An 18511-nucleotide genomic window follows, 5' to 3' on the forward strand; every position below is an offset into this window, starting at 1 on the left:
ATAAATCAGAAAGGAAGTGAAGGGATGAGCAAAGAATTAGCAAGGTATATCGATCACACTCAGTTAAAACCGGAAACTACTAAAGCAAAAATTGAACAAGTTGTCGAGGAAGCAAAAGAGCATGAATTCGCCTCTGTTTGCGTCAATCCTTACTGGGTCCCGTACTGCTATGAACAGTTAAAAGATACACCAGTGAAAGTATGTACAGTGATCGGATTTCCGTTAGGTGCTAATGCAACGGCTGTCAAAGTATTTGAAACAGAACAAGCCATCAGTGACGGAGCAGAAGAAGTAGATATGGTCATCAACGTCGGTGAACTGAAATCAAACCATGATGCTGCAGTGAAGGCAGATATCCAAGCGGTGGTGGAAGCTGCAGGCGATAAGGCGCTGACAAAAGTGATTATCGAAACGTCCCTGCTGAACGAGGAAGAAAAAGTCCGTGCCTGCCGGCTGGCAAAAGAAGCCGGGGCAGATTTTGTGAAGACATCCACCGGGTTTTCCGGGGGCGGTGCCACGGTGGAAGATATCCGGCTTATGCGTGAAACCGTGGGCAGCGAAATGGGTGTCAAGGCTTCCGGCGGGGTGCGCGACCTGAAAACAGCGAAGGCGATTATTGAAGCTGGAGCCTCAAGAATCGGGGCAAGTGCCGGAATTGACATCATTCGCGGTGAAGAGGGAACTTCTGATTACTAAAATGATGGTACACCGAAAGCATGCAGAAATCAGATGTCCGACCTCATTTCATCGGGCGAAGTTTTACTAGATTTCTTCTAATTGTCAGTTGACCTGCATGAAGGATTATATTATACTTTATGGAGGCATAGAATTTGTTATTTATGCTTTTCTAAATTTGTTTTGTGCTTCGGAGGGAGGGAAATTAGCATGTCAAATACAACTCGCGTTCGTAAAAACGAGTCTCTTGAAGATGCTCTTCGTCGCTTTAAGAAAAGTGTGTCAAAAAGCGGTACATTGCAGGAATACCGCAAGCGTGAACACTATGAAAAGCCCAGTGTTCGCCGTAAAAAGAAATCGGAAGCTGCTAGAAAACGCAGATAAAGAGGGTGCAAGTGCATGACATTACTGGATAGGCTGAACCAGGATATGAAACAGGCGATGAAAAACAAAGACAAACAGCGACTTAAAGTGATTCGAATGGTGAAGGCTTCCATACAAAATGAAACCATTAAACATGGCAAAGACAGCCTTTCAGAAGAGGAAGAGTTATCCATTCTTTCAAGAGAGCTGAAGCAAAGGAAAGATTCCCTCCAAGAATTTCAATCAGCTGGACGCGAAGACCTTGCAGAAGAACTTGAAACAGAAATCACCATTGTAAAGGAATATATGCCTGCCCAGCTCAGTGAAGAAGAGCTGAAGGCCATTGTTCAGACAACCATTCAGGAAGTACATGCAACATCCAGGAAAGACATGGGAAAAGTGATGAGTGCAGTCATGCCCAAGGTAAAAGGCCGGGCAGATGGCTCGCAAATAAATAAACTCGTGCAACAGCAGTTGAGCGAATGACGAATGAAAGATCCTTGTCATCATATTTGACAGGGATCTTTTTTAAAAGGCAGCCCATCAATCTCTGTATTCAGACCAGCCGGCCGCTTTCCCTTGCAGACCGGCGGATTTTTTTGAAAGAAAATGAAACCCATTGCTTGTTTTATTCGTATACATATTATCAGCAGAAATGAAGGGGGTGATGAAAGTGCCGGGCAACAGACGGAACATATACATACTGCTGCTTGCCTTCTTTCTCATAGCTTCTTTTGGTGCTGGACAGTCTGTTTTGGCCAGCGAAAACGGAGCTGGTGAAACTGTTTATTTAATCCCGATCGAAAATGAAGTGGAACGGGGGCTGGAGGCTTTCTTGTCCCGCACTACCCAGAAAGCAGAAGAAGAAGGCGCCGACCATATTGTATTTGAAATTGATACACCGGGCGGCAGGGTGGATGCCGCGACCCAGATCGCGGAAATGCTTCAGGAATTGGACATCCCCACGACTTCTTTTGTTGTAAATCAGGCATTATCTGCAGGTTCTTACATTGCATTAAACACGGATAACATTTATATGCGGCCACAGGCAACGATGGGTGCAAGCGGAATTATTACCCAGGACGGGAATGCAGCCAGTCAAAAAGCTCAATCCGCCTGGCTCGCCGCGATGCGCAGTGCAGCGGAATCAAAGGGAAGAGATCCGCTTTATGCTGCGGCAATGGCCGACCCAAGCCTTGATTTGCCGGAATTAGGAGCTCCTGAGGGAGAATATCTGACCCTTAGCCCGAATCAGGCAGTTGAAGTGGGCTACGCTCAAGGGATTGTCGAGGATCGAAATGAATTGTTGAATGAGCTCGGACTTAGTGAAGCATCAACAGTGGTTACGGAACCGACTCTGGCTGAGCGTGTGGCTAGGTTTATCACCAATCCTGTCGTGATCCCTATTTTGCTATCGATTGCCGGCATCGGCCTTGTTGTGGAGATTTTTTCACCAGGCTTCGGCATACCTGGAATTGTGGGAGGGGTTGCGTTAATCCTGTTTTTCTATGGTCATGTCGTGGCAGGACTTGCAGGGATGGAAGCGATTGTCCTTCTCGTTATCGGGATCGTTTTACTTATTGCCGAGTTTTTCGTGCCTGGAGGGATTATCGGTCTCGTTGGTGCGGGTCTGATTATTTGGGCACTGCTTATGGCCGGCTATGACCCGGGACATATCTCAATGAGTATTGGCATTGCGTTTTTGGCAGCATTAATCGTCGCCGTGATCCTATTCAGAAGGGTCGGCTTGGAAAAAGGGGTGTTCCGGCATATTATTTTAAAAGACAGCACTCAGACCGATCTGGGATATGTCTCAGCTTCCAACCGGCTGGAGTTGATTGGAATCGAAGGAGTCACCCAAACAGACCTCCGCCCGGCAGGAACTGGAATTTTTCAGGGGGAACATCTTGATATCGTCTCAGAGGGCAGATTTATTCAAAAAGATCAGTCTGTCAAAATTGTGAAAGTCGAAGGTTCAAGAATTGTAGTTAGAGAAATCTAATAAATACACAAAACAGGAGGAATCACTGATGACATTTGAACAGCTTATGCCGCTGATTATTGTTGCGGTCGTACTGATTGCCATTGTTATCCTATTTACCTTTATTCCGGTGGCACTGTGGATCAGCGCCCTGGCAGCCGGGGTGAAAGTCAGCATCTTTACACTCATTGGAATGCGCTTGCGCCGGGTTGTGCCGAACCGGGTAATTAATCCGCTGATCAAGGCACATAAAGCAGGGCTCGATGTAAAAATCAACCAGCTGGAAAGCCACTACCTGGCAGGAGGTAATGTAGACCGCGTGGTGAATGCACTGATTGCTGCACACAGGGCGAACATTGAACTGCCGTTTGAACGTTGTGCCGCGATTGATCTGGCTGGACGTGATGTGCTGGAAGCCGTGCAGATGAGTGTAAATCCGGAAGTTATCGAAACACCATTCATTGCTGGTATCGCGATGGATGGGATTGAAGTAAAAGCAAAAGCAAGAATTACCGTACGTGCTAATATTGACCGACTGGTCGGGGGTGCAGGGGAAGAAACGATCATTGCCCGTGTTGGGGAAGGGGTCGTCAGCACGATTGGTAGTGCAAAAATGCATACCCAGGTGCTCGAAAATCCGGATTCCATTTCCCAGACTGTATTAAGCAAAGGGCTTGATGCAGGGACGGCATTTGAAATTCTTTCCATTGATATTGCCGATGTCGATGTTGGGAAAAACATTGGTGCAATTCTGCAGACAGATCAGGCAGAAGCGGATAAAAACATCGCTCAGGCAAAAGCGGAAGAACGTCGTGCTATGGCAGTCGCCCAAGAGCAGGAAATGGTCGCACGCACACAGGAAATGCGCGCAAAAGTGGTGGAAGCAGAAGCAGATGTACCGCTTGCGCTTGCTGAAGCGCTGCGTTCGGGTAATTTAGGTGTCATGGATTACATGAATTACAAAAATATTGATGCCGATACAGATATGCGCGGATCCATTGGTGGTTTGTCCAAAGAAAATACCGATGATGATGATCAGTAATGACTCCAGGGAAAGGAGGGTTTAGATGGAACAGTTAATCCAGTTGATTCTCGATAACTTGTTTATTATCATCCTCATTGTCAGCGGGTTAATCGGATTGTTGGGCAAGATTGGGTCAAACGATGAAAAGGAAAAAAGACCGCAGTCTACACAGTCAAGACCGGGATCCGCTCCTTCCCGCAGCCAAAGGAATACGAGGGAGAGATATTCTGAGCGACAACCGGCAGAGAATGCCTCCTCCAGAAGCACCCTTGCCGAGCAGCATAGGGAGCAAATGGAACAATTGGCCGGCAAGCTGAATACGGAAACAAAAGAAGCTTTGGATGATTTGTCGTCTGATATCGGGGATCAAAACATCCTGCGGGAGCCTGCGCCTGAATTGACCGAGAAACAGGAAGAATTCCGCGGAAAAATCAAACGAAATTTGAACCGTGAAGGGCTAATCAACGGTATCATCATGTCCGAAGTACTCGGCCCACCAAGGGCAAAACGCTCGTATCGCCGAGAAGCAGCAGAACGAAGAAGATAATTATCATAAAAACACCAGTGAGCCGGAAGCATATCCGGCCTGCTGGTGTTTTTTGCATCCCTCTCTACTTTTCCTTTCCTGTTCTTATCTGGCTGTTTCTTTCATACATATGATTGGGAGAGGGGGCTGCATGTTGAAAAGACTCAACCAGCGAATACGTCCATGGCTGATACGATATTTTGCACTTCCTTCTGATGTCATTCTCGAGCTGCCGCGGATCACAATTATCGGGCAGCTGCATGTATATATTGAAAATCACCAGGGGATGGAAGCCTATTCGGATACCGAACTGACACTGCGGACCAAACAGGGGTTTATCCGAATTACCGGTTCCGATTTTGTACTCAAAATGATGGTATCTGAAGAGATTTTACTGGAGGGAACGATCAAGGAGGTAAGCTTTATCGCAGGTTAACAGGCAGTAATACCCCCACTGCCAAAATAGAAGGAAAACGAATATTTCAGGTGGGGAATAACTGCCTGTAGAAGCCCGATTGGTTCGGGCCCACAGGACGCAGGTCACATAGAATTGCTGCAAATACAAACGCTTTTCGATGGGACGAGTAATCCCAGTTCCAGGACATGGCGGTTTTAGCCTATGTTCCTTTTCTACAGTAGAGGAAAAACGAAAACCCCATTGAATGAAGTTTCCCTTTATCGCAGATTCTGAAAGGAGGAACAAATGAAACAGAAACAAGCCTCATGGTTCACAGGATATGTAACTGTAGAGATCCGGGGGGATGCTCCGGAACAGTTTTTCCAGGAATGCAGCCGTCAAGGGATTCCTGTATGGGACATAAAAAAAACAAGCAGTGATATCTGTCAGGGAAATGTGAAGTTGACAGATATAAAAGCAATCAAGCAGGTTATCAGGAATAGCAATTATAAATTAACATTTGCCAAAAGAAGCGGCTATCCGTTTATCATCCGGCGTTTCCGGCGAAAAAAAGAATTGCTTCTGGCCCTGGCGATGAGTGTTCTCTTAGTGCTCATTCTTTCCAATATCATCTGGAAGGTGGAAATTGCAGGGGTGCCAAGTGACATTGAGGAGAAGGTCAACCAGCAGCTGGAGGATTATGGGATCCACCCAGGAGCCTGGACTTTCACGCTTGATTCACCTTCAGACATTCAACAGCAGCTGATTGAGGATGTGCCTGAATTGCTGTGGGCAGGTATTCAGCAAAATGGGACAACCTTTTACCTGGAGGGTGTGGAAAAACTGCTGGTGGAAGAAGAGGAAAACCTGGAACCCCGGAATCTTGTTGCCACCAAAAAAGGCGTCATAAAATATATGTATGTCTCCAAAGGGGTGCCGGCTGTTGAAGTGAATGACTATGTGCAGCCAGGGGATCTATTAGTCTCCGGCAATCTGAATGAAGAAATCGAATCGAACGAGCAGGAAGAAGAGGAGGACTCCCAGCAGACGCTCGTAGCGGCACAAGGGGAGATAACGGCAACCACCTGGTATGAAGTAGCCGTGACCGTACCGTTTGAGACAGATTATGAAACACTTACCGGCAACCGGGAAACCAAATACTACCTGGAATTCGGCTCTGTTCGCATTCCGATTTGGGGGTTTGGCGACCCGGAATATGAGCTAAAAGCATATGAGACAGAAAAAAAACCACTGAAGTTTTTCAATTGGACTCTGCCAATCAGCTTTGTCGAGGAGACAATCAGCGAAAAAGTGCATACTAACATGGAAAGAACAAAAGATGAAGCCATAGCAGCGGGGATCCAGCAGGCCAAAAATGAGCTGGCACTCGAGCTTGGTCCAGAGGCAGAATTTATTTCAGAAAAAGTTTTGCAAGAAACAACAGAGAGTGGTAAAGTTAAATTAAACTTATATATGACAGTGGAAGAAGATATTTCCACACCGCAATTAATTAGTGAGAACCAGATGAGTAGATGAAGCTATTACCTTTACCAAGGAGATTGATTATGCCGGAAAACCTAACGGAGATTGATTTACATTTAACCAGCCCGAATGAGGCGCTCGCGCTGTTTGGAGCCAATGATAAATATTTGAAGCAGATTGAGGAGCAAATGCATGTCTCGATCGTCACCAGAGGAGAAAAGGTCCGTGTCTCCGGAGCGGAGAAGGATATTTCCCTAGTGCAGGATGTTCTCCTTACGATGCTGTCCGTGATTCGGAAAGGTCTGACGATTTCGGAGCGGGATGTTGTTTATGCCGTTGATTTGGCAAAATCAGGCAAGATCAGTCAATTTGAGACCTTATTTGAAGATGAAATCACGAAGAATATGAAAGGGAAACCGATCCGTGTCAAAACGCTTGGGCAAAAAGAATACATTGCCAGCATCAAAGCAAATGACCTGGTATTCGGAATCGGTCCAGCTGGTACGGGAAAGACGTATCTCGCTGTTGTTATGGCGGTTCATGCCTTGAAAAACGGACAGGTTAAACGAATCATTCTGACCCGTCCGGCAGTAGAGGCAGGAGAGAGCCTGGGATTTCTGCCGGGGGACTTGAAGGAGAAAGTCGATCCTTATCTCCGGCCTTTATATGACGCCTTGCATGATGTGCTTGGAGCCGAGCACACGCTGAGATTGATCGAGCGGGAAACGATAGAAATTGCTCCGCTTGCCTACATGCGCGGCAGAACACTGGATGATGCATTTGTCATCCTGGACGAGGCGCAGAATACCACGCCGGAACAGATGAAGATGTTTCTTACCCGTTTGGGATTCGGCTCCAAGATGGTCATCACGGGAGATATTACCCAGATTGATCTGCCCAAAGGGGTCAAATCCGGGCTGCAGGTGGCCAATCACCTGCTTGCCTCTGTCAAGGGCGTCGGTTTTATTCACCTGGATGATACAGATGTAGTAAGACACCCGCTGGTGCAGCGGATTATTCAAGCATATGAAACGTACAACTAGATTCATTAACGCAGGATAAGGCTCCATTAGCGGGTCTTATTTCTGTATTTTCAAGGCTAGCTTTCCCGAGGAGGTGGTTTACGTGAAAAAGAAATTGCAGATCAATGGAAAAACAATCAAACTCATGATGCAGCGCTGGCTGCCGGTCGGAATCGGCGCCGGTTTAACTGCCGTCTTTTTCTTTTTCGTCACCTTGAATAATATCCAAACAGAGACATATGACCTTGAGCGGTTCAGTACGGCGGATGAAACGATTCGTTCACCTGTAACAGTGGAAAAAGAGCAGGAGACCGAACGAAAAGTGAGAGAAACGGTTCAGGCTGTGGCAGATCGTTACACCACCTCAGAGGAAGTTACCGAAGATCAAATAGCCTATGTAAATGAAATTTTTGACGCGATCGACACGCTGGAGGAAGAGCAGCTAAATGTAAGTCAAGCGGATCAGGAAGATGCTGCCGTACCGGTTGCCGATACGGAAAAAGTGCAAGCGCTTCGCCAAATACTCTCAACAGATATTGCCGAAGCAGTCAGCAGCAGTGTCCTGACAAACCTGATCAATGCTAGTAAGAATGAACGGGAAGCAGGAAAAATGCTGTTTACTTCCGCCTTAAAAGAATCATTGGAAAATGGCGTGCGCCGGGAAAATCTGGAGACGTCCATCACGAATGTCAAGGATGCCGTGAAATATTCCAATTTAGAGATGGATACAAAAGAAGGACTGCTCGAGCTCAGTGAATTTGCCGTTGCAGAAAACTCCTTCTTTGACATGGAAGCAACCATGGAAGCAAGACGGACAGCAGCAAGCAATGTTGATCCTGTCGTGGTTCAGGCAGGCGAAGTGATTGTCCGTGAAGGGCAGACAATTACCAACGAAATTTACGAAGACCTGGAGCTCACCGGTCTCTTAGACAGTGAACGCAATCTTTATCCGATTATCGGTCTATTGCTGTTTATTCTCCTTTTGAGCGGGGTAATTGGGCATGAATTAGGCCGACTCCAAAAACTGAATGAGCTTGACCGGGGAAAAGCTGTTGCCTTAGTTACGATCAGCTTTCTTGTCGTCTCCCTGATGAAAGTTGTCAGTCTATATGCCCCAGAAGGAAGCCAGCTCATTTTTATGGTTCCGGCAGCCATGGGAGCCCTCTTGATCAAACAACTTATACAGGAACGTACGGCCATTATTTTCAGTATCGTTTATGCCCTGATTGCGAGCATCATTTTTAATCAGCAGATCCCCGCCCTCTTGAATTTTGAGGCAGGTATCTATTTTCTGTTTACCCAGCTGGCAGCTGTATTCTTTCTGGTGAACATGAAGGACAGGCTGGCACTCGTAAAGGCCGGGTTTGGGATCATGACAGTAAATGTGCTGACTGTACTATTATTTTTATTTCTTTCCTTTGAACAATATGACTTAATGGATCTGTTTATATATGCCGGTTTTGGAATTGTATCGGCATTCCTGTCCGTAGTATTTACAATTGGACTCCTGCCATTTTTTGAGACGGGCCTTGGAATTTTATCTGACAGCAAATTGCTGCAGCTTTCCAGCCCGAATCAGCCGCTTCTGAAAAAGCTGCTGACCGAAGCGCCGGGTACGTATCACCACTCGGTAATGGTTGCCAATTTGAGCGAGACAGCCTGTGAAGCAATCGGGGCCAATGGTCTCCTGGCCAGGGTCGGCGCCTATTATCATGACCTGGGAAAAACCGTAAGACCCCATTATTTCATTGAAAATCAGCTGGCGATAAAAAACCCGCATGACCGAATGCCAGCAAGGGAAAGTGCAAAAATTATCATCAGCCACACAACAGATGGGGCCAAGATGCTAAAGGCAAATAAGCTTCCCGTGGAAATTATTGACATCGCCAGACAGCATCATGGCACGACATTATTAAAATTCTTTTATTACAAAGAAAAAGAAAGCAACAAGCGTGCGTTTGAATCACACTACCGCTATCCGGGGCCCAGGCCGCAGACGAAGGAGGCAGGCGTCATCTGCATCTGTGATTCTGTCGAGGCTGCGGTTCGCTCGTTAAAAGAGCCGACAGAAGCAAAGATAGAGGAGATTGTTTCCTCGATCATCAAAGACAGGTTGACAGATGGCCAACTGGATGAGACGCCGCTTACACTTAAGGATTTGGATGTTATGCAGCGAACCATTTGTGGAACACTTAAGGGAATCTTCCATTCCAGAATTCAGTACCCAATGAAGGAGGCAAAATAATGTATATAGACTTTCATGATCAGACCAACTCTGTCCCGAGTGACTATGTGGATCTTCTGCAGCGTCTTTTAAATTTTTCCGCAGATAGAGAAGGGGTACCAAAAGAGGCTGAGATCTCGATCAACTTTGTGGATAACCGGGAGATACAAGAGCTGAATCGTAATTACCGGCAGCAGGATAAACCGACAGATGTGATTTCCTTTGCCCTTCAGGAAGCTGTCGAGGGTGAAATGGAAATCCTTGGCGATGACGGTCCGCTGGCACTGGGAGATATCGTTATTTCCGTGGATAAGGCCAAAGAGCAGGCAGATGCTTATGGTCATTCTCTGGAGCGGGAATACGGTTTTCTGGTCGTCCATGGACTGCTTCATTTATTGGGATATGACCACCGTAATGAAGAAGAGGAAAAAGCCATGTTTACAAAACAGGATGACCTTCTGGATGCGTTTGGCCTTGAACGATAAGAAAAAAGGGATTGGTTTTTCCTATGCCTGGAAAGGGATTGTCCAGGCAGCTAAACATGAAAGAAATTTTCGCATCCACCTTGCCGCTGCCTTTGCGGTGGTGCTAGCCGGCTTTGTCTTTTCTTTAAATACAATAGAATGGGCTGTTATTCTCTTGGCTATTGGTATGGTCTTGGCTGCGGAATTATTAAACAGCGCAGTGGAGAAGCTAATCGATTATCTGAAGCCTGAACTTCATCCGCTTGCCGGAACAATTAAAGACGTCGCGGCCGGTTCGGTGCTGATCACCGCCATCACAGCAGCATTGATTGGTATTATTGTGTTCCTGCCAAAACTGCATATACTGGGATAAAAGCTCTGAATAAAGGAGCTTTTTTTCTAACCGCGAAAAGAGGTGCATGTACATGTACTATTTTGGCAGGTCAGAAGGTATAAATACTTTCTATCTGCATACGAGCAACTAAAGCTTTCGTCATTAAAACTTGTCGAAAGCCAAGTTTTCTAAAAAAAGGAAGGAAACTTTTTAAAGGTTTTGTCGAATACATGAAAGTGAAAGATATTTGTAGTATGATAAGAGAAACACACACATAACACCCGGAGGATACAGCATGGAAAAGAAATTCAAATCAGGTTTTATTGCAATTATTGGCAGACCGAATGTAGGCAAATCCACGTTTATGAATCAGGTGATTGGGCAAAAAATCGCGATTATGAGCGACAAACCGCAAACCACCAGAAACAAGATTCAAGGCGTGCTCACAGAAGAAGATGCACAGCTCGTTTTTATTGATACACCGGGTATCCATAAACCGAAACACCGGTTGGGAGACTTTATGGTCCGCTCTGCTGAAAATACATTAAATGAAGTCGATGCCATTTTGTTCATGATCAACGCAAAAGAAGGGTATGGCAGGGGAGATCAGTATATACTGGATCTGCTGCAGAAGGTGAACCGCCCGGTCTTTCTCGTCATCAATAAGATCGATCTGGTTCATCCGGATGATTTATTTCCATTAATTGAGCAGTACCGGAAGAAACATGACTTTGAGGAGATAATCCCGATTTCCGCACTTGAGGGAAATAATGTCACCCATCTATTACAAGTGTTAAAATCCCATATACCGGAGGGTCCGCAATATTATCCCGAGGAGCAGATTACTGACCATCCGGAACGTTTCGTCATTACAGAACTGATCAGGGAGAAAGTGCTGCACCTGACAAAAGAGGAAGTGCCGCATTCGATAACGGTCGTGCTGGAAAATATCGAACAGCGGGATTCCGGCAAATTATTAATCCAGGCAATGATTATAACGGAAAGAAACACACAAAAAGGCATTCTCATCGGCAAACAGGGAAGCATGCTTAAATCAATCGGTAAAAAAGCCCGGCAGGATATTGAGGCGCTGCTTGGTAGTAAAGTGTATCTTGAGCTTTGGGTGAAAGTGAAAAAAGACTGGAGAAATAAAGAGAGCCAGCTGCAGGAATATGGCTATCGCCAGGATGATTATTAGAGTAAAGGATGTTTAAAAAGACCGGTAACAATGACATATCGGTAGGGGAACTTCAGTGCCTGCGGTTACTCGGCACAAATAAAAGATTGCTAAACCCGCCCACGTCCTGTGGGCAACGCAGAAATCACTACACACACGAGAAGCTCGTTGGCTTGTTTATTCGCTCCTTGGAAAAGAAAACCACTTTTCCTGCGTGCAAGAGCGTCTGCTCATATACCTAAGTGCATACATTCCGCTGCTCGAAACTGCGCCGCCTCGAACTTCTCGGTTCCCTTTTTGAACACATTGATTAGGCAGTCTGTTCATGGACGACCTTCTAAACATGGTAAATTTTAATACTAATTGTTTCTCGACCTGTGGAAATTCTAAGGAGTGCAACAGATTTTCAAACATGTTTAAAGAAAGGTGGGGTTTCTTGTGATTGATTTAACCTGGAAAGTATTCAGTCAGACAGGAAGCATTGAAACCTATTTGCTAATGAAAGAGTTGGAAGATGATCAGCCGGCCGATGAAAGTCAAGTTAGAGATAAGGAAGAAATAACCCCAGCAGATTAAACAAAGGAAACGTACTTGCCTTGCTTTACAAACGAAATGGTGGAATGAAAAAACTGCAGAGAATAATGGACAAGCCCAGCTTTTCTCAAGTAGGAGGCATCATGCGGGTGTTTGCCAGTATTGTATGAGAAAAAAGGGGAGGGAGCGATGTGCTGGAAAAGATGGACGGCATCGTTTTGAGAACAAGCGATTACGGGGAAACCCATAAAATCGTTACGGCGTTCAGCGGGAAATTAGGGAAATTTTCTGCCATAGCCAAGGGAGCTAAAAAGCCAAAAAGCAGAATGGCTGCTGTAACGCAGCCATTTATATATGGTGAATTTCTGGTTTATGCAGGCCGCGGCCTCGGATCGATTCAGCAAGGGGACATCGTTGATTCGTTCCGTTCGATTCGGGAGGATATTGTGAAAACAGCCTATGCTGCGTACATAAGTGAATTGACGGACAAACTGATGGAAGAGAAATCGCCGGATGCGTATATTTTTAAAGAACTTAAGCAGACACTCGAATGGATTGCCACCCATGAAGATGCTGAAATACCGGTGATGATGCTGGAATTAAAACTGTTTCAAAAAGGCGGATTTGCCCCCAAGGTAGAAGGATGTGCCAATTGCTCGCGCCGGGAAGGACCTTTTGCCTTTTCGATTGCAGAGGGCGGGCTGCTTTGCGACAGATGCCGGCAGCTTGATGAGCATGCCGTTTCGCTTCCTGACAAAATGGCAGGCCTGCTCCATCTCTTCTCAAAAGTGGAACTAGAGCGGATAGGTTCGATTTCGGTAAAGCCGAAGAACAAAGAGCTTCTAAGACGGCTGCTGGATGCCTATTATGATCAGTATGGAGGGTATTATTTAAAATCACGGAAATTTTTAAGCCAGCTCGACCGCTTGCGGTAACTTGGTTTGACATTTATGAAGAGAATGAAGTATGATTTGTATAGAACATGACTCAATTTTCGCTGTGAAAGAGAAGAGTACGTGCTGCAATCTGGTTAAAGCGAGTCCGGGAGAGTGGAAGCCGGGCAGCAGAACAGCAGGGAATGGCACTCTGGAGCGATGGTGATATAAGCGGCTCAATATATGAGCAAATAGGGTGGAACCGCGGCTAGAACCCGTCCCTATGTCTATTGGTAAAGTAGGCATAGGGACGGGTTTTATCATTTAACAGTTATTTGGAGGGCGGAAGACAGATGAATATTCAGCAAATGATTTTAACACTGCAAACACACTGGTCAGAACAAAATTGTATTTTGATGCAGGCATATGATGTGGAAAAGGGTGCGGGCACGATGTCACCGATAACCTTACTGCGCAGTCTTGGACCGGAACCATGGAATGTGGCATATGTGGAACCATCACGAAGACCGGCAGATGGACGCTACGGACAGAACCCGAACCGGCTATATCAGCATCACCAGTTTCAAGTGATTATGAAACCATCACCGGACAATATTCAGGAATTATACTTGCAATCGTTAGAGAAGCTGGGGATTGATCCGCTGAAGCATGATATCCGTTTTGTAGAGGATAATTGGGAAAATCCGACATTGGGGGCTGCCGGGCTGGGCTGGGAAGTATGGCTCGATGGCATGGAAATTACCCAATTCACCTATTTTCAGCAAGTCGGCGGTCTGGAAGCAAACCCGGTATCTGTGGAACTGACCTACGGAATTGAGCGGCTGGCTTCCTATATTCAGGACAAAGAAAATGTGTTTGACTTGGAATGGACAGAGGGTGTTTCGGTCGGAGATATCTTTTACCAGCCGGAATATGAACATTCGACTTATACTTTTAAGGAATCAAATACAGACATGCTGTTTCAGCTGTTTGCTATGTATGAACAGGAAGCAAAGGCGACGATGGAGAAAGGGCTGGTGTTCCCGTCCTATGATTATGTGCTGAAATGCTCCCATACCTTTAATCTGCTCGATGCAAAAGGAGTCATTTCCGTAACCGAGCGAACCGGTTATATCGCACGAGTCCGCAATCTGGCGCGGAGTATTGCCAAAGCCTATGTAACAGAACGGGAACGTCTTGGTTTCCCAATGCTGAAAAAGGAGGAAGAATAAAAAAATGCATAAGGATATTTTATTGGAAATCGGACTGGAAGAGCTGCCTGCCAGGTTTGTCGATTCTGCCCAGAAGCAGCTGGAAACAAAAACCGCAGAATGGCTGGAAGGCAAGAGGATATCCTATGACTCCATTGTTTCTTTTTCTACTCCGAGAAGGCTGGCAGTGCTGGTAAAAAACGCCGCAGAAGCACAAGTTTCTTTGGAAGAAGAAATGAAGGGTCCTGCAGAAAAAATAGCCAAGGATGATGAAGGCAACTGGTCCAAAGCGGCAATCGGTTTTACCAAGGGCCAGGGGAAAACTGTGGACGATATATATACTAAAGAAATCAAAGGCACATCGTATATTTTTGTTAAAAAATATATTGAAGGAAAACAGACACAAGATTTGCTTCCTGGTTTTAAGGAAATTATTACTCAGGTCCAGTTCGGGAAAAACATGCGCTGGGGAAGCAATTCAATGCGCTACGGACGGCCGATTCGCTGGCTTGCTGCTTTATACGGAAATGAAATTATTCCATTTGAATTGGCCGGAGTGTCTGCCGGAAATACAACGGAAGGACATCGTTTTCTCGGTGAAATTGTAACACTGGAGGAGCCGAGCGATTATGAGAAGAAACTCCTTGATCAGTTCGTCATAGCCAACCCCAAAAAGCGCGAGCAAATGATTGTAGAAGGCATCAGGGAACTGGAGGAAAAGGAAAACTTCCATATCCCCGAAGATGAGGAATTGCTGGATGAAGTGCGCAATCTGGTGGAATATCCGACCGTTTTTGCCGGCAGTTTTTCCAAAGACTATCTGGATCTGCCTGCCGAGGTACTGATCACATCCATGAAAGAACATCAGCGTTATTTTCCAGTAAAGTCGGCGATTGGTGAATTGCTGCCCTACTTCGTCGGTGTCCGAAACGGGGATGACCGGGAACTTGCCACGGTGATTCGAGGAAATGAAAAAGTGCTGCATGCCCGCTTATCCGATGCCCGGTTTTTCTATGAAGAGGATCTAAAACTTTCGCCTGATCATTTTCTGGATAAGCTGGAGCGCGTTGTTTTTCAGGAGAAACTGGGGACGTATGGCGATAAAGTCAAGAGAGTCGTCCATATTACGGAACAGCTGAGTGAACTGCTTGAACTGAATGGGGAAACAAAAGAAGCAGCAAAAAGAGCGGCGCAGATCGGGAAATTTGATTTAACGACAAATATGGTAAATGAATTTACTGGTCTGCAGGGCACTATCGGCGAAAAATATGCGCTGTTCTTTGGGGAAAAGCCGGCAGCTGCCAAGGCGATATCCGAGCAATATTTGCCAAAACAGGCTGGCGGCGAACTGCCGGAGACAACAGCAGGGACTGTTGTCAGTATTGCCGATAAATTGGATACGATTGTCGGCTGTATTGCGGTCGGCCTTGTGCCCACCGGGTCGCAGGATCCTTATGGACTAAGACGCCAGGCCACCGGGATTTTGCGCATGCTGAAAGAAAATAACTGGGACGTGTCACTGGAACAGCTGCTCATCATTACGCAGAACCTTTACCAAACGCTTGATATAGAATGGACGGAGGGAGCAGACCTCACAAAAGAGCTTGATGCGTTTTTCCGATTGCGCGCTTCCTACTTATTAAGAGAAGCTGCAATCGGTCAGGATGTCATTCAGGCTGTGCTGGCAAATGGGATCGGCATTTTTGCCCATACATTTGAAAAAGCGCAGGTACTGTCAGAAAAACGAAATGATGAAAGCTTTAAATATATCCAGGAAGCGCTGGTAAGAGTATTGAATCTTGCGGAAAAAGCAGATGATAGCGAAGTGGAGCCCGCACTGCTTGCGACCGATTCGGAAAGAGAGCTTTATGCGGCATACCAAAAGACTTTGGCGGAATACAATCAAAAAGCAGATAAACATGCCGAGGAGAAGCTGCTGATTCTGGGACAGCTTGCCGAACCGATTCATGCCTTTTTCGATCACACGATGGTGATGGTGGAAGAGGACGAGATTCGTAATAACCGGCTGGGACTCTTGCAGAAAATAGCCAACCTGGTGAAAAATTATGCGGATTTGGCAGTCATCGAGTGGAAACAGCATTTTTAAGAAAAGGTCAGGCTGCTCATTGTAGAAGAATAAATACGCGGCTGGCATCTTGTTCGTAGGGTGGTGAAAAGGTGGAATTATCAAATAGGCAGGAACAAATTATCGAGATTGTCAAAGAGGCGGGTCCGATTACCGGTGAAAAAATTGCGGACCGCTTAAAGCTAACCAGGGCCACTCTAAGGCCGGATCTGGCAATCCTGACCATGGCAGGCTTTTTGGATGCGAGGCCGCGTGTCGGTTACTTTTATACCGGCAAGTCCGGCTCCGAACTGCTGACTGAAACGATCAAAAAATACAAAGTTCATGAATACCAGCATGTCCCGGTTGTCGTCCGGGAAAACACTTCCGTCTATGATGCGATAACCACGATGTTTTTGGAAGATGTCGGGACCATTTTTGTAGTAGATGAACATTCCTGTCTTACCGGTGTGGTGTCCCGAAAAGATTTGCTGCGGGCAAGCATCGGCAAACAGGATTTAAATGAGGTCCCTGTGCATATTATTATGACCCGTATGCCGAATATCACGGTCTGCCGCAGAGAAGATCTGCTAATTGATGTGGCGAATAAGCTGATCAATAAGCAGATAGATGGTATTCCCGTGGTGAAGGATACGGCGGCGGGCCTGGAAGTGATCGGCAGGGTGACAAAAACAACGATTACGAAAGTGTTTGTTGAGTTAATTATGAATGATCATATTTAGGGAGGGGATACAGATGGGAGAAAAGCCCATGGTTTATGTGCTTTCCGATTCGGTGGGAGAGACAGCAGAGTTGGTGATCAAGGCGGGTTTGAGCCAGTTTAATCACGGGGAATTCAAAATTAGCCGCATTCCTTATGTAGAGGATAGAGAAACCATTGATGAGTCGATCCAGCTGGCAAAAGAGCATAATGGGATGATTGGATTCACCCTGGTTGATCCGGAACTGCGCAGCTACACCAATGAGCAGGCAGAGCGGCATGGTATTGAGGCAATCGACATTATGGGTCCGGTCCTTGCCTCCATGGAGCGTGTAATCGAACACCCGCCGCGTCTTGAGCCAGGACTGGTTCACAAACTGGACGAAGATTATTTTAAGCGGGTGGAGGCGATTGAATTCGCGGTAAAATATGATGATGGGCGTGATTCGCGCGGAATCGCCAGAGCGGATATTGTACTGATCGGTGTTTCCCGCACATCGAAAACCCCGCTGTCGCAATACTTGGCTCATAAACGGATTAAAGTGGCCAATGTGCCGATCGTGCCAGAGGTTGATCCACCGGAAGAGCTGTTTGAGGTGAGTCCTGATAAATGCATCGGCCTGCATATCAATTCCGAAAAATTAAATGAAATCCGCCGGGAGCGACTGAAAGCCCTCGGACTCGGAGATCAGGCAACCTATGCAAATATGCAGCGCATTGAGCAGGAACTGGATTATTTTAACAAAGTGGTCGAAAAAATCGGCTGCCCGATCATCGATGTATCCAATAAAGCCGTAGAAGAAACAGCCAACATTATTTCACAGATGTTAAAACGCTGATTTGGCAAGCTATGTTTCAGCTAACATCCTGCTGAGAACAGGGGATGTTTTATGTATAGTTGTTGCAGTTGATGGAAAATGCGGCGCAACCCATCGCTGCGGAAATACCCCTCGCTTTCCGCGGGAAGCTGCCGAGCCTCCTCGCGCTGTCTCCGCTTGAGGGGTCTCGCCTATGCTTTTCATCCCGCAGGAGTCTCGGGGTACTTCCTCCGCTAGTAATGTGCTTTGTTACTTTACTGCTAGCTAAATTTAAACGAACAACATCCACTTTTGATGATTGATTTCCACTGTGGGCAGTCGAGCACTTTACGGGATGGTTTTAGCCTCATCGTAAAAACCGCCGCTTCTCAGATTTAAGCTAATGCTTTTCCCACAGGAGGCTGTTGCCCTTTGCTTCAATCTACAATGTAGGCTCGTGTGATTGATTTTAAAAAAACAACACCGCTAGCGGAGGAAATACATGGAGACTCCTGCGGGAGGAAAGCGGAATGTATTTCCGTAGCGGCAGGAGTAATGTCACAGTTTATAAACAAACAGCCTTATATAATGAACGAATAGAAAAAAGAAATAAATCCACACACGATCTGAGTTTTTTAA

At 46.2% G+C, this 18511-nt stretch carries 19 protein-coding genes; all 19 read left to right on the top strand.

Going from position 1 to position 18511, the window contains the following annotated elements:
- Positions 1 to 24: 24 nt before the first annotated feature.
- The 19 genes from deoC to CEG13_RS04260 all read left to right on the top strand — a co-directional run bounded on the left by deoC (position 25) and on the right by CEG13_RS04260 (position 17914).
- A complete protein-coding gene (gene deoC, locus CEG13_RS04170) occupies positions 25 to 696 on the top strand; it encodes a deoxyribose-phosphate aldolase (RefSeq protein ID WP_100010605.1) in 672 nt (223 codons plus the stop codon).
- Between the two features lie 189 nt (positions 697 to 885).
- A complete protein-coding gene (gene rpsU, locus CEG13_RS04175) occupies positions 886 to 1059 on the top strand; it encodes a 30S ribosomal protein S21 (protein WP_100010606.1) in 174 nt (57 codons plus the stop codon).
- A 15-nt stretch (positions 1060 to 1074) separates the two neighbouring features.
- On the top strand, positions 1075 to 1524 hold the full coding sequence (locus CEG13_RS04180; protein WP_100010607.1) for a GatB/YqeY domain-containing protein: 450 nt from the start codon (positions 1075 to 1077) through the stop codon (positions 1522 to 1524).
- 181 nt (positions 1525 to 1705) lie between these two features.
- Positions 1706 to 3040, top strand: a complete 1335-nt coding sequence (locus CEG13_RS04185) for an NfeD family protein (protein ID WP_100010608.1) — start codon at positions 1706 to 1708, stop codon at positions 3038 to 3040.
- A 28-nt stretch (positions 3041 to 3068) separates the two neighbouring features.
- Positions 3069 to 4061, top strand: a complete 993-nt coding sequence (gene floA / locus CEG13_RS04190) for a flotillin-like protein FloA (RefSeq protein ID WP_100010609.1) — start codon at positions 3069 to 3071, stop codon at positions 4059 to 4061.
- A gap of 25 nt (positions 4062 to 4086) precedes the next feature.
- Positions 4087 to 4590: a hypothetical protein gene (locus CEG13_RS04195; protein ID WP_100010611.1), complete on the top strand. Its 504-nt coding sequence runs from the start codon at positions 4087 to 4089 to the stop codon at positions 4588 to 4590.
- 130 nt (positions 4591 to 4720) lie between these two features.
- A complete protein-coding gene (yqfC, locus tag CEG13_RS04200) occupies positions 4721 to 5005 on the top strand; it encodes a sporulation protein YqfC (RefSeq protein ID WP_420843786.1) in 285 nt (94 codons plus the stop codon).
- 267 nt (positions 5006 to 5272) lie between these two features.
- Positions 5273 to 6502 (top strand): sporulation protein YqfD, encoded by a 1230-nt coding sequence (yqfD, locus tag CEG13_RS04205; protein ID WP_100010613.1) that lies wholly within the window; start codon positions 5273 to 5275, stop codon positions 6500 to 6502.
- A 29-nt stretch (positions 6503 to 6531) separates the two neighbouring features.
- Positions 6532 to 7491, top strand: a complete 960-nt coding sequence (locus CEG13_RS04210; RefSeq protein ID WP_100010615.1) for a PhoH family protein — start codon at positions 6532 to 6534, stop codon at positions 7489 to 7491.
- A gap of 124 nt (positions 7492 to 7615) precedes the next feature.
- Positions 7616 to 9715 (top strand): HD family phosphohydrolase, encoded by a 2100-nt coding sequence (locus tag CEG13_RS04215; RefSeq protein WP_100011175.1) that lies wholly within the window; start codon positions 7616 to 7618, stop codon positions 9713 to 9715.
- The gene (gene ybeY, locus CEG13_RS04220) at positions 9715 to 10179 is read left to right on the top strand and encodes an rRNA maturation RNase YbeY (protein WP_100010616.1); all 465 of its coding nucleotides are present in this window, start codon (positions 9715 to 9717) and stop codon (positions 10177 to 10179) included. Before CEG13_RS04215 ends, ybeY begins: the two co-directional genes overlap by 1 nt.
- A complete protein-coding gene (locus CEG13_RS04225) occupies positions 10169 to 10531 on the top strand; it encodes a diacylglycerol kinase family protein (RefSeq protein WP_239984573.1) in 363 nt (120 codons plus the stop codon). Before ybeY ends, CEG13_RS04225 begins: the two co-directional genes overlap by 11 nt.
- 256 nt (positions 10532 to 10787) lie before the next feature.
- The gene (era, locus tag CEG13_RS04230; RefSeq protein ID WP_100010617.1) at positions 10788 to 11690 is read left to right on the top strand and encodes a GTPase Era; all 903 of its coding nucleotides are present in this window, start codon (positions 10788 to 10790) and stop codon (positions 11688 to 11690) included.
- Positions 11691 to 12107: 417 nt separating this feature from the next.
- On the top strand, positions 12108 to 12245 hold the full coding sequence (locus CEG13_RS04235) for a YqzL family protein (RefSeq protein ID WP_100010619.1): 138 nt from the start codon (positions 12108 to 12110) through the stop codon (positions 12243 to 12245).
- A 149-nt stretch (positions 12246 to 12394) separates the two neighbouring features.
- Entirely contained in the window at positions 12395 to 13138 is a 744-nt protein-coding gene (gene recO / locus CEG13_RS04240; protein WP_100010620.1) for a DNA repair protein RecO, read from the top strand.
- A gap of 293 nt (positions 13139 to 13431) precedes the next feature.
- A complete protein-coding gene (gene glyQ, locus CEG13_RS04245) occupies positions 13432 to 14310 on the top strand; it encodes a glycine--tRNA ligase subunit alpha (protein ID WP_100010621.1) in 879 nt (292 codons plus the stop codon).
- A 4-nt stretch (positions 14311 to 14314) separates the two neighbouring features.
- Complete coding sequence (gene glyS, locus CEG13_RS04250; RefSeq protein WP_100010623.1) at positions 14315 to 16396, top strand: glycine--tRNA ligase subunit beta; 2082 nt, start codon at positions 14315 to 14317, stop codon at positions 16394 to 16396.
- A 71-nt stretch (positions 16397 to 16467) separates the two neighbouring features.
- Positions 16468 to 17097 (top strand): transcriptional regulator CcpN, encoded by a 630-nt coding sequence (gene ccpN / locus CEG13_RS04255; RefSeq protein ID WP_100010624.1) that lies wholly within the window; start codon positions 16468 to 16470, stop codon positions 17095 to 17097.
- Positions 17098 to 17110: 13 nt separating this feature from the next.
- A complete protein-coding gene (locus tag CEG13_RS04260) occupies positions 17111 to 17914 on the top strand; it encodes a pyruvate, water dikinase regulatory protein (RefSeq protein WP_100010625.1) in 804 nt (267 codons plus the stop codon).
- Positions 17915 to 18511 lie beyond the last annotated feature (597 nt).

Source organism: Lentibacillus sediminis (assembly GCF_002763455.1).
GTDB classification, from domain to species: Bacteria; Bacillota; Bacilli; order Bacillales; family Amphibacillaceae; genus Lentibacillus_D; species Lentibacillus_D sediminis_A.

Coding starts and splice junctions, on each gene's coding strand:
- deoC (WP_100010605.1), top strand. CDS start 25: ATGAGCAAAGAATTAGCAAGGTATATCGATCACACTCAGTTAAAACCG.
- rpsU (WP_100010606.1), top strand. CDS start 886: ATGTCAAATACAACTCGCGTTCGTAAAAACGAGTCTCTTGAAGATGCT.
- CEG13_RS04180 (WP_100010607.1), top strand. CDS start 1,075: ATGACATTACTGGATAGGCTGAACCAGGATATGAAACAGGCGATGAAA.
- CEG13_RS04185 (WP_100010608.1), top strand. CDS start 1,706: ATGAAAGTGCCGGGCAACAGACGGAACATATACATACTGCTGCTTGCC.
- floA (WP_100010609.1), top strand. CDS start 3,069: ATGACATTTGAACAGCTTATGCCGCTGATTATTGTTGCGGTCGTACTG.
- CEG13_RS04195 (WP_100010611.1), top strand. CDS start 4,087: ATGGAACAGTTAATCCAGTTGATTCTCGATAACTTGTTTATTATCATC.
- yqfC (WP_420843786.1), top strand. CDS start 4,721: ATGTTGAAAAGACTCAACCAGCGAATACGTCCATGGCTGATACGATAT.
- yqfD (WP_100010613.1), top strand. CDS start 5,273: ATGAAACAGAAACAAGCCTCATGGTTCACAGGATATGTAACTGTAGAG.
- CEG13_RS04210 (WP_100010615.1), top strand. CDS start 6,532: ATGCCGGAAAACCTAACGGAGATTGATTTACATTTAACCAGCCCGAAT.
- CEG13_RS04215 (WP_100011175.1), top strand. CDS start 7,616: ATGATGCAGCGCTGGCTGCCGGTCGGAATCGGCGCCGGTTTAACTGCC.
- ybeY (WP_100010616.1), top strand. CDS start 9,715: ATGTATATAGACTTTCATGATCAGACCAACTCTGTCCCGAGTGACTAT.
- era (WP_100010617.1), top strand. CDS start 10,788: ATGGAAAAGAAATTCAAATCAGGTTTTATTGCAATTATTGGCAGACCG.
- glyQ (WP_100010621.1), top strand. CDS start 13,432: ATGAATATTCAGCAAATGATTTTAACACTGCAAACACACTGGTCAGAA.
- glyS (WP_100010623.1), top strand. CDS start 14,315: ATGCATAAGGATATTTTATTGGAAATCGGACTGGAAGAGCTGCCTGCC.
- CEG13_RS04260 (WP_100010625.1), top strand. CDS start 17,111: ATGGGAGAAAAGCCCATGGTTTATGTGCTTTCCGATTCGGTGGGAGAG.